The 13070-nt window shown below is 73.9% G+C and carries 11 protein-coding genes; 5 read left to right on the forward strand and 6 right to left on the reverse strand.

Features of this window, described 5'->3' with window-relative positions; all coding sequences use genetic code 11:
- Window positions 1–360: 360 nt before the first annotated feature.
- From OG956_RS13520 to OG956_RS13530, 3 genes are all read right to left on the reverse strand, one after another.
- Window positions 361–1710: a helix-turn-helix domain-containing protein gene (locus OG956_RS13520; protein WP_330338231.1), complete on the reverse strand. Its 1350-nt coding sequence runs from the start codon at window positions 1708–1710 to the stop codon at window positions 361–363.
- A gap of 376 nt (window positions 1711–2086) precedes the next feature.
- The gene (locus tag OG956_RS13525) at window positions 2087–2551 is read right to left on the reverse strand and encodes a DUF3017 domain-containing protein (protein ID WP_330338232.1); all 465 of its coding nucleotides are present in this window, start codon (window positions 2549–2551) and stop codon (window positions 2087–2089) included.
- The gene (locus tag OG956_RS13530) at window positions 2541–3395 is read right to left on the reverse strand and encodes a bifunctional methylenetetrahydrofolate dehydrogenase/methenyltetrahydrofolate cyclohydrolase (RefSeq protein WP_330338233.1); all 855 of its coding nucleotides are present in this window, start codon (window positions 3393–3395) and stop codon (window positions 2541–2543) included. Before OG956_RS13530 ends, OG956_RS13525 begins: the two co-directional genes overlap by 11 nt.
- A 250-nt stretch (window positions 3396–3645) precedes the next feature.
- Between OG956_RS13530 and OG956_RS13535 the strand changes: the two genes are divergently transcribed.
- The 4 genes from OG956_RS13535 to OG956_RS13550 all read left to right on the forward strand — a co-directional run bounded on the left by OG956_RS13535 (window position 3646) and on the right by OG956_RS13550 (window position 7277).
- Window positions 3646–4248 carry an RDD family protein gene (locus OG956_RS13535; protein WP_330338234.1) on the forward strand — a complete coding sequence of 201 codons (603 nt, stop codon included), beginning with the start codon at window positions 3646–3648 and terminating at the stop codon, window positions 4246–4248.
- Between the two features lie 149 nt (window positions 4249–4397).
- The gene (locus OG956_RS13540) at window positions 4398–5144 is read left to right on the forward strand and encodes an FHA domain-containing protein (RefSeq protein WP_330338235.1); all 747 of its coding nucleotides are present in this window, start codon (window positions 4398–4400) and stop codon (window positions 5142–5144) included.
- On the forward strand, window positions 5141–6673 hold the full coding sequence (locus tag OG956_RS13545) for a protein kinase domain-containing protein (protein ID WP_330338236.1): 1533 nt from the start codon (window positions 5141–5143) through the stop codon (window positions 6671–6673). The genes OG956_RS13540 and OG956_RS13545 overlap by 4 nt, the downstream gene beginning before the upstream one ends.
- 124 nt (window positions 6674–6797) lie before the next feature.
- On the forward strand, window positions 6798–7277 hold the full coding sequence (locus OG956_RS13550; RefSeq protein WP_330338237.1) for a hypothetical protein: 480 nt from the start codon (window positions 6798–6800) through the stop codon (window positions 7275–7277).
- Between the two features lie 74 nt (window positions 7278–7351).
- Here the strand turns inward: OG956_RS13550 and purH are convergent, their stop codons facing one another.
- Window positions 7352–8920 carry a bifunctional phosphoribosylaminoimidazolecarboxamide formyltransferase/IMP cyclohydrolase gene (gene purH / locus OG956_RS13555; protein ID WP_330338238.1) on the reverse strand — a complete coding sequence of 523 codons (1569 nt, stop codon included), beginning with the start codon at window positions 8918–8920 and terminating at the stop codon, window positions 7352–7354.
- The gene (gene purN / locus OG956_RS13560; protein ID WP_330338239.1) at window positions 8917–9555 is read right to left on the reverse strand and encodes a phosphoribosylglycinamide formyltransferase; all 639 of its coding nucleotides are present in this window, start codon (window positions 9553–9555) and stop codon (window positions 8917–8919) included. The genes purH and purN overlap by 4 nt, the downstream gene beginning before the upstream one ends.
- Window positions 9556–9859: 304 nt before the next feature.
- Here purN and OG956_RS13565 point away from each other — a divergent pair, with 304 nt between their 5' ends.
- Entirely contained in the window at window positions 9860–10804 is a 945-nt protein-coding gene (locus OG956_RS13565; RefSeq protein ID WP_330338240.1) for a hypothetical protein, read from the forward strand.
- 67 nt (window positions 10805–10871) lie between these two features.
- On the opposite strand, the gene OG956_RS13570 is transcribed toward OG956_RS13565, so the two are convergent.
- The gene (locus OG956_RS13570) at window positions 10872–12815 is read right to left on the reverse strand and encodes a cell division protein PerM (RefSeq protein ID WP_330338241.1); all 1944 of its coding nucleotides are present in this window, start codon (window positions 12813–12815) and stop codon (window positions 10872–10874) included.
- Window positions 12816–13070 lie beyond the last annotated feature (255 nt).

The following is a 13070-nucleotide window of genomic DNA, read 5'->3' on the forward strand; positions in this document are numbered from 1 at the left end:
ACGTCCGGGGCCGTGTGGATCACCCCACAAGTCGGACACGTGCCGATACCAACAGGCGACCGCCCGTCCGGGAGAGGGGGAGAGGACGGAGGCGGCCGCCAGGTGGGGGGTACCGGTTGACCGGACTCCCGTGGGGGGTTATGGGCCGCGTGCCCAGAATCCGGCCCGCCATGCGCGTCCCGCGCGAAATTCACCCCCACGGTTTCCGGAGCTCTCCACACGCCGCTCCGGGCCCCTCGATCCCGGCCGACGCGCCCCGCTCCCCGCTTCCTGCCCCCCGTTCTCCGCTCCCCGTTCTCGGCTCCCCGCTCTCCGTTCTCCCCTCCCCGCCGGCGCCCCGTTCTCCGCTCCCCGTCGGCGCTACTTCGTGCAGCCCGTGCGGCCGGACGCCAGCGTGGCGCAGGCCTTCGCCTCCGCCGCGTTCCGCACGGCGACCATGGGGGTGTACGCGATGGTGTCGCCGGCCCCGGAGGTCTGTCCGCTCTGCCGTGCCTTCCCGGCGACGACCTGCACCCGGTCACCCGCGGCGGCTCCGGTGATCCGGCCCCAGGCGGTGCCGCAGGCCTTGCTGTAGCGGACCTCCAGGGTGGTGGTGCCGAGCACGGCGGTCTTGGCGGTGGTCACCAGTTCGCCGCTGCACCCCATGGCCTCGGCGTCCTTTCCGTCGCAGGCGGAGCCGGTGCACCGGACGCCGGGCGGCGGGCTCGTGTGCGCGGCGGCGGTCGGGGCCGTCGACCTGGCGGCGGTCCGGTGCTTCGTGCCGCCGCGGTCGGTGAGGAAGAAGACGGCGCCGATGACGACGGCGACACCGACCAGCCCCGCGAGGAACATGATCACCCGCTGCCGTACGGCGTTCCCCGGGGCCGGGGTGCCCCCGGCGGCGCGGGGCGCCTCGGGCCCGCCGTCGTACGGCGTCGAGACGGTCGGGGTCTGGCCCGGTCCGCCGGACGGCACGCCGGGCCGCACACCGTTCACGGCGCCTGCGCCGGCCTCCGCACCCCCGGCCGCGTCGGCGCCCGGTAGGCCGCTCGCCCTGGACGGCCCCCGATACCCGGCCAGCCCCCACGAGTTGCCCCCGGAGCCGGACGCCTCGCCGGCCCCGCGTCCCGCACCGTCGGCCGACCCGCGCCGGGAGCCTTCACCCGCCTTCCGCCCCGGTCCGGAGCCGTCGCCCCGCACCGAGCCATCGCTCGCCCCGCGCCCACCCGGGCCCACCCGGTCCCGCGGCCCGGCGTCCCGGGCGTCGGCGTCCGGGGCCGTCGGCTGGGTGGGGATGGTCGGGGAGATGCCGGACGGGCCGGCGACGCCCGGGACCGAGCCGGCGCCGTCGGCCTTGCGGCCGGAGGGGCCGCCGGTCGCCTCCGCCGCGCCGAACTCCCCCAGCGCGGCCCGCGCCTGGGCGATGCGGATCGCCTCCATCGTGCGGTCGTACCGCATCTCGGCCCGGCTCCAAGCGCGTTCGGCCAGCTCCCACATCGTCGTCAGATGCACGGGACTGGCGCCGGTGACCTCGGCGAGCGCGACGACCGCTCCCTTGGGCGCCAGGAGCCGGCCGCCCAGGTAGCGCTCCCAGGACGTCTTGCTGTAGCCCGTGCGATCGGCGAGTGCGGCGACGCTGAGCCCGCTGCGGTCCACGAGCCGCCGCATCTGGCTGGTGAACTCCCTGATCTGCGGGTCCAGTTCCTCGGGCAGGACTTTCCAACGAGGCATCGCTTCCCCCTGCTCTCCCCCGGCTTTCCCCGTCCTGGCTACCCACAAGGATGCACCGCCTAAGGAACCCAGTTCCCGCGGTGGGGGCGCGCGGGTGCACGGACGGAGCGCGCGGACTCCGTAGCGGAACGGTCACTTCCGTGCCACAGCGCCAGGACAGGCGTTGAACAGGCGGTTCCTGGGCGGAAGGCTGTTCCCCCGGCGGCGGTTCGCCCTTCCTCGGGGGAGAGGGCGAACCGCCGCGTCAGCTGCCCGGGGTGGTCAGCACCAGTACCTGGGGCGGGCGGCCGTACCGTCGGCGGCAGCGGGAGTACGGGGTGCACCGGTGGCCCGCGTCCCTGGGGGAGGCGCGGGCCACCGGCGGCGTGCCGTTGCGCTATTTGCTGTTGCTGAGCGTGACGTGCAGGAGGTCCTTCAGGAACGGGATCTGCAGCCACGGGTTCGGCTGGGCCATCATCGCGAGCAGGACGATCGCGAGGCCGAGGATGCCGTAGGTGGCGATGTCCGTGAACCGGGAGCGGACCGCGAGCATGCCGACGCTCGGCAGCGTCCAGCGCATCACGGCTCCGGCCAGCAGGGCGGCGCCCGCCAGCAGGGTGCCGGCGCGGAACAGGTCGAGGGCGGTCAGCAGCAGGCCGGCCGCCACCCCGATGAGCACGACCAGCAGGGGCCACTGCCGCGCCGGGGCCGGGGCGTCACCGGAGGCGGCCCGGCCGCCGCCCTCCGGCCGCGCCGTGTCCCTGGTGATCCGCGGGAAGCGGCGGCTGGTCCGCTCCGGCCGCTCCCCGGCGCCGTGCGTACCGCGGGTGAACGCCCCCGCCCGGGCGCCCTCAGCCGGCACTGCGCTCCGCCGCCTCGACCACGTTGACCAGCAGCTGCGCCCGGGTCATCGGGCCCACGCCGCCGGGGTTCGGGGAGATCCAGCCGGCCACCTCGGTGACGTCCGGGTGGACGTCACCGACGATCTTGCCCTCGGCGTTGCGGGAGACGCCGACGTCCAGGACGGCGGCGCCCGGCTTGACGTCCTCGGCGCGGATCAGGTGCGGGGAGCCGGCCGCCGCGATGATGATGTCGGCGCGCCTGAGGTGGGCGGACAGGTCGCGGGTGCCGGTGTGGCACTGCGTCACGGTGGCGTTCTCGCTGCGCCGGGTGAGCAGCAGCGGCATCGGACGGCCGATGGTCACGCCGCGGCCGACCACGACGACCTCGGCGCCCTTGATCTCCACGCCGTGGGCGCGCAGCAGGGAGAGGATGCCGTTCGGGGTGCAGGGCAGCGGCGCGGGCTCGTTCAGCACGAGCCGGCCGAGGTTCATCGGGTGCAGGCCGTCGGCGTCCTTGGCCGGGTCCATCAGCTCCAGGATGCGGTTCTCGTCGATGCCCTTGGGCAGCGGCAGCTGGACGATGTAGCCGGTGCAGGCCGGGTCCTCGTTCAGCTCCCGGACGACCGCCTCGATCTCCTCCTGGGTGGCGGTGGCGGGCAGCTCGCGCTGGATGGAGGCGATGCCGACCTGCGCGCAGTCGCGGTGCTTGCCGGCGACGTACTTCTGGCTGCCGGGGTCGTCCCCGACCAGGATCGTGCCGAGGCCGGGCGTGACGCCCTTCTCCTTCAGCGCCGCCACGCGGGCGGTCAGATCGGACTTGATCGCGGCTGCGGTGGCCTTGCCATCGAGAATCTGGGCGGTCATACCCCCATCCTCGCGGATGACCGCCTCCCGGTTCCAATCCGGGTGGCCGGACGCCCTCCCGGCGCCCGCCGTGTGATCAAGGATGTTGCACTTGCACAACAGCTCACGCCGCCAACTGGACAAGATTCGGCCTTTACCGTGACGATGAGCGACGCAGTACCGCGGTCTGGTTGGGGGGCAAACCGCTCAGATCCTGATGTTCCTCCGTTCCTTCCGCGTCGTCCCCGCAGAGCAACGGAGGAAACACGCCATGAGTTTCGGCTCACCCAACCCCTACGGCCAGCCCCAGGAACCCCAGCAGCCGTACGGCTACCCGCAGCAGGGCCAGCCCGGTTACGGCACCCCGCAGCCCCCCGGCGTCCCGCCGCAGCAGGGCTACGGCTACCCGCAGGCGCCGCAGGCCGGCTACCCCGGCTTCCCCCAGCAGGCCGGATACCCCGGTTACCCCGGTTACGGCACGCAGCCGACGTACGCGAACTGGGGGCAGCGCTTCCTCAGCAGGCTGATCGACACCATCCTGTTCGCCGTGCCGTACGGCGTGATCATCCTCGGCGCCAAGGCCACGCCGATCCTGTCGATCGTCGGCTTCCTCGGCCTGGTCGCCCTCTTCGTCTACCAGGTGGTGCAGGAGGGCAAGACCGGCCAGACCATCGGCAAGAAGGCGATCGGCACCCGCACGCTCAAGGAGGACACCGGTCAGCCGCTCGGCGGCGGCATGGCGTTCGTGCGGCAGCTGGCCCACTTCCTGGACAGCCTGCCCTGCTACCTCGGCTACCTGTGGCCGGCGTGGGACGCCAAGCGGCAGACGTTCGCCGACAAGGTGTGCGGCTCGATCGTCGTCAAGGACCAGTGAGCGCACGCGCGACGGCACAGTTCGCGCCATTCCACCACCGAGGGCCGTGTCTCACCCGTCCAGGGGAGGCACGGCCCCGGTGTGTCCCCCTAACCTGACTGCGGTGGCCGTTCGGGCCCAGGGGGCCGTCAGGCACGGGGAGAGGCGCCTTGTACAGCATCATCGTCGTACCTCCGCCGACCACGGAGGACCGACAGGACCGCACCGCCCAGATCCGGCTCGCCCCCGGTGAACGCCTCAGCTTCGGGCGGGCGCCGGAGAACGGTCTGACGATCCCGCACGACGGGGTCTCCCGCCGGGCCGGCGAACTCTGCGCGCAGGGCGCGTTCTGGATACTGAGCAACCTCTCCGCCCGGCAGACGTACGTCGTGGAGAACCCCGAGGGCGCCGGCGAGCACATCAAGGTCGGGCCCGGCCGGCTGGACGCGCCCGTCCCGTTCGAGTTCTCCCGGATCGTGCTGCCCGCCGCCGGGGACCTGCTGACCGTCGAGGTGTGGGCGCCGCGCCACGACTACCTGCGCGAGGGCGCCGGACCGGACGGCGACACCACCGCGCCCGCCTTCTCCGTCGACCGCACCAAGCGCTACTTCGCCGTCCTGGCCGCCCTGTGCGAGCCCCGGCTGCGCGGCGACCCGCACGCCCCGCTGCCCACCGTCGACCAGGTCGTCGACCGGCTGCGCCCCGCCTGGCCGGCCGCCTCGCGCGCCTCGGTGCAGTGGAACATCGACTACCTCGCCGTGAAGCTGCGGCTCAAGCCCGGCCCGGAGACCGCGGAGACCGGTCCGCGCCTCAACGGCAAGAAGGAGTCCCTGGTCTCCCTGGCCCTCCGCTTCGACCTCGTACGGGAGGACGACCTGGTCGTGCTGTCCGGGTCCGTGAGCCGGGCGGCCCGGTGACCGAGCCGTACGCCGTTCCGGTGCCCCGGGGCTACCGGGTCGGCGTCTGGGATGTGCGCGAACCGATCGCGACCGGCGCCTTCGGCAGCGTGTACGCGGGCCGGCGCACCGAGGACTCCGGGGAGCTGCCGGCGACCGCGGCGCTGAAGTTCCTGCCCACCGGCACCGGCACCCCGCGCCAGCTGGCCCATCTGCGCGACCTCATCGAGCGCGAGGTCCGCCTGCACCGCAGGCTGAGCCGGCCGCGGCTGATCCGGATGTACGAGTCCCTCGTCGTCGACGACCCGGGCCGCCCCGAACTCGACGGCGCCACCGTGCTGGTGCTGGAGCGGGCCGAGAGCTCCCTGGCGGCGCTGCTCGCCGCCGCGCCCCGCCCCGGGGCCGGGCCCGCCCTGCTCGCCCAGATCTGCGAGGGGCTGGCCCAGCTGCACCGGGCGGGCTGGGTGCACGGGGACCTGAAACCGGCCAACGTGCTGCTGATGGCGGACGGTTCGGCCCGGCTCGCCGACTTCAACATGGCCGCCGAACTGGAGGGCACCCACGCCTACACCCCCGCCTTCTCCACGCCCGACTACACCCCGCCCGAGCTGCTCTGGTCGGAGATCGGCGAACGCGGCCGCCGCATCCGCCCGTCCGCCGACGTCTGGGCCTTCGGCGTGCTCGCCCATCTCGTCCTCACCGGCTCCTTCCCGCTGTCCGGCGCCACCCCTACCGCCCGCCGGGACGCGGCCGCCGCCTACGCGCGCGGCACGGACGCATTACGCCTCTCCCCCGAACTCCCGGACGTCTGGCGGGAGATCGTGCGGGACTGCCTGGCCCGCACGCACGCGGCGCGCCTCGGCACCGAGGAGCTGCTGCGCCGGGTGGAGGCGGCCGCCGGCACCGGCCGCCCGCCCCGCCTGCCCCGGCTGCTCCGGCGGCGCCGACGCCGGCGGACGCTCGTCGCGGGCGCGGCCCTGACGATCGCCGCCGTGACGGCCCTCGGCTACGGCATCGGCGCGTGGCCCGACGCCGGCGGCACGGACGACAAGGCCCTGGCCTCGTACGGCGCCTCCGAACTGCGCACGGACAAGGGCGTACCGGCCGCCTACCGCAAGCTCATCGTCGACGCCGCACACGACTGTTCCCAGCCCGAGGTCACTCCCGCGCTCATCGCCGCGATGCTGAAGGCCGAGAGCGACTTCGACCCGGACCTCTCCGATCCCGGGAACCAGGAGTACGGCATCGCCCGCTGGACCCCGTCCGTGCTGCGCTGGTGGATCCAGGACAACGGCGTACCCGCGTCCGCGACCCCCACGCCACCGCTGTCGCCCTCCGTCTCCATCCCGGCCATGGGCCGCTACCTGTGCTTCATGGACGCCCGGCTGAAACCCGGCCTGCCCGGCGACAAGCGGGTCCTGATCGCCGCCGCCTACCGGACGTCGTACTCGAAGGTGAACGCCACCGGCGGCGTTCCCCCGAAGTACCGCGCCTACTGCGCCCGTGTCGCCCACTACCTGAAGGAGTACACGCCGCCGGGAAGGACGTGACCCTGAGACTTCCGAGGTACCGGCGCACCGGTACGGCTGGGACGGTGGGACCACTCCGCAGGGAACGCCGGCAATGCCGGGCAGGCGACGGCGTCCCGGCGGGGCGACCGACACCTTCGTTCACATGGGGGAACACGTGAACATCGTCAAGCCCGCCGCGCTGCTCGTCGCGGCCACCGCCCTGCTCGCCGGCTCCACGGTCGCGGCGACCGCCGCCGGACCGGACGGCACCCGGGTCACCGGCGTCCAGCAGGTGGCCGACCAGGTCCTCGCGGGCCACCCGAAGCCGCTCTCGGTCTCCGCCGGCCGGGTCCGCTACGACGGCCTCACCCTGACCAAGGCCCCGAAGCTCGCCGCCAGGAAGGACCTGGACTGCGCCTACGGCCACCTCTGCATGATCGTCCGGGGCACCAAGTTCGACTTCTACAAGTGCCAGACCTGGACCCTCTCCAACTGGACCGGCGACGGCCCCTACACCAACAACCAGACGCCGGGCACGGTCGCCCGCTTCTACAACCGGGACGGCAGCGTGCGCTGGACCTCGACGGCCTACGACGCGGGCACCGCGACGTGGGACCCGATCTGGTCGCTGCGCCCCTGCTGACCCCGCACGGTCCGACGGCCTCCGGCTCCCTCGGGGGAGGGCCGGAGGCCGTCGCCTCGCCGTGCGGGCGGTGATCAGTGGAAGAAGTGGCGGGTGCCCGTGAAGTACATGGTCACGCCGGCCTTCCGAGCGGCCTCGACGACCTGCTCGTCACGGATCGAACCGCCCGGCTGGACGATCGCCCGGACACCGGCGGCGATGAGGATCTCCGGGCCGTCCGGGAAGGGGAAGAAGGCGTCGGAGGCCGCGTACGAGCCCCGGGCGCGCTCCTCGCCCGCCCGCTCGACGGCCAGCCTGCAGGAGTCGACGCGGTTGACCTGGCCCATGCCGACGCCGACCGAGGCGCCGTCCTTGGCGAGCAGGATGGCGTTGGACTTGACGGCCCGGCACGCCTTCCAGGCGAAGGCCAGCTCCTTCAGCTCGTCCTCGCTCAGCGCCTCGCCGCTGGCCAGCGTCCAGTTGGCCGGGTCGTCGCCGTCGGCCTGGAGGCGGTCGGTGACCTGCAGCAGCACACCGCCGTCGACCTGCTTGGCCTCGACCCGGTTGCAGGGCGCGCCCGGCGCCTTCAGAACGCGGATGTTCTTCTTCTTGGTGAGGGCCTCCAGGGCCCCCTCCTCGTAGTCCGGGGCGACGATGACCTCGGTGAAGATCTCCGCGACCTGCTCGGCCATCTCCCTGCTGACCGGCCGGTTGACGGCGATGACACCGCCGTACGCGGAGACCGGGTCGCAGGCGTGCGCCTTGCGGTGCGCCTCGGCGACGTCCGAACCGACCGCGATGCCGCAGGGGTTGGCGTGCTTGATGATCGCGACGCAGGGCTCGTCGTGGTCGTACGCGGCACGGCGCGCGGCGTCCGTGTCCGTGTAGTTGTTGTACGACATCTCCTTGCCGTGCAGCTGCTCGGCCTCGGCGAGGCCGCCCGTGCCGTCGACGTACAGCGCGGCGCCCTGGTGCGGGTTCTCGCCGTAACGCAGGGTGTTCTTGCGCTCGTAGGTGGCGCCGAGGAAGTCGGGGAAGCCCGACTCGTCGACCGGCGCGTAGGAGGAGGCGAACCAGGAGGCCACGGCCACGTCGTAGGCGGCGGTGTGCCGGAAGGCCTCGGCGGCCAGGCGCTTGCGGGCGGCGAGGTCGAACCCGCCGTCCTTCACGGCCGCGAGCACGTCGGCGTACCGCTCGGGGCTGGTGACCACGGCCACGGAGGGGTGGTTCTTGGCCGCGGCGCGGACCATCGACGGACCGCCGATGTCGATCTGCTCCACGCACTCGTCGTCGCTCGCCCCGGAGGCGACGGTCTCGCGGAAGGGGTAGAGGTTGACGACGACGAGGTCGAACGGCTCCACGCCCAGCTCGGCGAGCTGCTCGCGGTGGCTGTCCAGGCGCAGGTCGGCGAGGATGCCGGCGTGCACCCTCGGGTGCAGGGTCTTCACCCGGCCGTCCAGGCACTCGGGGAAGCCGGTCAGCTCCTCGACCTTGGTGACGGGGACGCCGGCGGCGGCGATCCGGCCGGCCGTGGACCCGGTGGAGACCAGCTCCACGCCGGCCTCGTGCAGGCCGCGCGCGAGGTCTTCCAGCCCGGTCTTGTCGTAGACGCTGACGAGCGCCCGGCGAATCGGCCGCTTGTTGCTCTCGGCGGTGGCGGTCACTGGATAACTACCTTTCGTCCCTCAATGCGATAGCCGTTGCGGGCGAGCCGCCCCACGACCTCGACGAGCAGCCTTCGCTCGACTTCCTTGATGCGCTCGTGCAGCGCGCTCTCGTCGTCCTCGTCCCGGACCTCGACCACGCCCTGGGCGATGATCGGGCCGGTGTCGACGCCGTCGTCGACGAAGTGGACGGTGCAGCCGGTGACCTTGGCGCCGTACGCGAGCGCGTCGCGGACGCCGTGGGCTCCGGGAAAACTGGGGAGCAGGGCGGGATGGGTGTTCACGAACCGCCCGCCGAAGCGCGCGAGGAACTCCTTGCCCACGATCTTCATGAACCCGGCGGAGACGACGAGGTCGGGTTCGTACCCGGCCACGGCCTCGGCGAGGGCGGCGTCCCACGCCTCCCTGCTGCCGTAGTCCTTGACCTTGCGGACGAAGGTCGGCAGCCCGGCCCGCTCGGCGCGGGCGAGCCCCTCGATGCCCTCTCGGTCGGCCCCTACGGCGACGATCCGGGCGCCGTACTGCTCGGCTCCGGTGCGCTCGATCTCGTCCAGGAGCGCCTGCAGGTTGGTGCCGGATCCGGAGACCAGCACGACGAGGCGCTTGACCGCTGGGCCAGCGGGGGTGGCGGCCACTGTGGGGCCCTTTCTCGGGTGGCGACGGTACCGGCCGGCGCTTGGCTCCTCGCTTTGTGCATTCATACGAATGCTTCGCGCCCCTCGATACAGGGAAGTCTACGAAGCGGCCGACCGTCAGCAACGATACCGGCACACGGGAAGACCCCCACGGGACGGGGGCGTGGCCGGAAGGTAGCGTTCGCAGGGAATCACGGAGGGCGGCCTCGGGAACGCGGTGGCGGTACGACACGTTGTCGGGGTGGAGCCCAATGAGGACTGCCGTGTTCACTGCCGTATTCGCCTAGGGGAAGACGCTCTTTTCATGCCCGATCGCAGCCTGCGACTCCGCACGTTCCCGCCGACTCCGTCCCAGGGAGGCGAGCGCGGCTTCGCGCTGCTGCGGGAGCGCCCGGCGCCGCCGACGGAGACGGGAGCGGGGGCGCAGGGAGGTGCCGGGCAGGGGCAGGGTGGACCTGACGGTTCCGGCGGGGCCGGCGGTTCCGGCGGGTATGGCAGTCCTGGTGGGCCTGGAGAACACGGTGGGCCTGGCGGACAGGGCGGCGCCGGTGGGCGTCCGGGTTCCGGCGGAGCCGGCGGGCCCGGTGGGTCTCAGGACGACAATCCCTTCGCGCCGCCGCCCGAGGGCACGCCGGACCAGCCGTGGCGGCCCCGCCACCCCGAGGGGTCGCAGGGCTCCGGCCAGGGGCAGGGCGGCTCCCCGTGGGGCAGCCAGTGGAGCGACCGCCAGCCCGGCCGCTCCCCCGGCGGCTTCGGTGAACGGCCGGGTGGCTTCGGCGAGCGGCCCGGCGGCGGTCCGCAGGGCGGCCCCGGCGGACCGGCCGGATCCGGTATGCGCTGGGACCCGACCGACCCCGCACAGCGCCGCGCGCGCTACGCCCTGCTATCCGGCATGTGGGCCGTCTTCTTCGCCCTGTTCAGCTGGCCGTACGTAGCCCTGCTGCTGGGCGCGCTGGCCGTGTACTGGGGCGCCAGCGCCCTGCGCGCCAAGCCGCGCCGGCCCGACCCGGACACCCCGGCGCCCGCGCCGGCGGCGGCTCCGGCCCGTCCCCAGGTGACGGCGGCGGTCGGCGGGCTGGTCACCGCGGGTCTGGCCCTGGTCCTGGTGGCGTCGACCTTCACGGTCCAGTTCGTCTACCGCGACTACTACACCTGCGTGAACGACGCCCTCACCCACGAGGCGAAACAGTCCTGCGACCGGCTGCTGCCGCAGGAGCTGCGCGGGGTGCTGGGGACCGGGAACAGCTGAGGCCCACCGGGCGCCGGGCCGCGCGCCGGCGCCGTGAGATGCGGCAGGGATGCGGGCGGTCAGCCGGTCAACCGGCCGTGTCAGGGGGTTCCGGGGCGCCCGGCGAGGGCTCGGTGAGGCCGGGGCCTGGCCAGGGGGCCGGCGGCTCGGGTGTGGCCGCGGCCTTCCGCAGGGCCGCCCAGCGGGAGGCGCGGGCCAGGTCGTCGTGCCAGTCCGAGGGGAACGCGTCGTCGGCCGGGAGGGCGTCGTACGACTCGTCGTCCTCGGTCATGGTCTGCGGTCGGGCGGTGGAGCTGCTGCCCGTGTCCGCGTCCTTGCCGCCGCCCGGCCGCGTGCGTTTGCCCTGCGTGCCGTTGCCCTGCGTGCCGTTGTCCGCGTGCGTGCCCCTGGGCTCGCCGCTCCCGTCGGCCGCCCGGCCCGCCTCCTCGGCCTCGCCCGGGTCCGCCGGCCCGGTGTCGCGCCCGGGCCTGGCACCGCTCTGCGGCTCGGCCTCGTTCTCCGCCGTCACCGCGTCGTTCGCCCTCGCCGGGTCCTTGGCCCTCACGGCGTCCTCGGTCTTCAGCGCATCCTTGGTCTTCGCCGGGTCCTTGGTCGTCGCCGGGTCACCGGCCTTCCCGTGAGCCTTCGGGTTACCGGCGCTCGCCGCCGCCCCCGTCCGCGCCCCCTGCGAGGGGATGTCCCCGCCCGGTTTCCGCAGCCTCCACACGCGCCACAACCGTACGGTCAGCGCCACCGGCATCCCGGACACGGCCGTCCAGGCCCCCACCGCTCCCCCGGCCTGCCACCACACCGGCCCGAAGCGGGCCAGCGCCGAGACGCCCAGGGGGCCGCCTGCCATGCAGGCGAGCAGGGCGAACGCCGTAGCGCAGAGCGTGGCCGTGAGCAGCATGACCCCGGCGGTGCGGGAGGCGGACCAGCGGGCCGACGCCGTCGCGCCCGGCGCCGGCCGCTTCACCGCGCCCCGCGCCACGAACCACCCCGCCGTCACACCTGCCGCCACCGGCACCAGTGCCGCCGCCCAGTTCGGCGGTGTCCCGGCGCCGGCGTCCGGCACCGCCGCCAGCAGCGGGAACGGCGGCAGCAGCGGCGCCGGATGGGAGGCGAACGGGTCCACCGGGTGACCCGCGCCGAGGAAGAAGCCGGTGCCGAGCCCGTAGGACGCCGCCCAGACCGCCGCGTTGGGGATCAGCGCGACGCCGAGCAGAAGGACGGCGAACCGTCCCGTCCACCCCTCCGTCAGCTGGAGGAAGGACGCCCGCGCCGCGCCGCCGTGCCACACCAGCGACACCGCGAGCAGCAGCGCCCCGCCGCCGAGGAGCACCGCCACGGCGGCGCCGCCGGCCCGTACGGCCGTACCGAGCCGGGCCCGTTCGTCCCCGCCGAACACCAGCCGCCGCACCGACCCCGGCAGTACCGCCAGCGCGCCGAGCACCGGCTCGCGCGGACAGCCGTACGCCGCCCACACCCCGGCCGCCGCCGCGCCGGTCGCGACCAGCGGCAGACAGGCTGTCACCCAGAGCCACTGGGGCCGCAGTTCGCCGCCCGAGCAGTACAGCGCGATCGCGCAGCCGACGCCGAGGTAGCCGAGGACGACGCCCGTGCACGCCGTCTGCGCCGGCACGGGCGGCGGGCCGTCGGGGTCCTCGGGCGCGTCCACCGCGACCCGGGCCGCCCGGTACACCAGCCACACGGGCAGCAGCATGAGCAGCAGCGGGGTCACCCCGACCGGCATGGGTGTGCCGGAAAGCGTGTCGGTGCGCAGGAGTTCGACGCCGTGGGCCAGCAGCCACAGCGCGGCGGCGATGTGCAGCGCGCCGCTGGGCCCGCTGTCGGGATACGGCGAGCTGACCCACAGCACCATCACCAGCACGGCGAACGAGCCGAACCCGAGCCCGGCCGCGACGGCACCGCCCAGCAGGCTCGCGGCCAGCCCGGGCTCGCGGTCCCGCATCCGGGTCAGCAGAGGTGACAGCGACGGTTGGCGAGCGGTCTTCAGGATCACGCACGCCATGCTCCCAATGACACCCGATATCCCGTGGTAACAGGTGAGCCTCCGAAGTGTCGCTCAATATAGTTTTATGTTCTATTTCGCTCGGCAGGGTGAACGACGACACCGCGGCCGGGCCCGGCCGCTGACGCGGACTCAGTCCGGACCGGTGGGTGCTGAACCGACGGGAGCCGAGGCGACGGAAACTGGGCCGGCCGGAGGCGGGGCGACGGAAGCTGGGCCGGCCGGAGGCGAGGCGGCCGGAGGCGGGGCGGTGGC

Origin of the sequence: Streptomyces sp. NBC_00557 (assembly GCF_036345995.1) — a bacterium.
GTDB lineage: Bacteria > Actinomycetota > Actinomycetes > Streptomycetales > Streptomycetaceae > Streptomyces.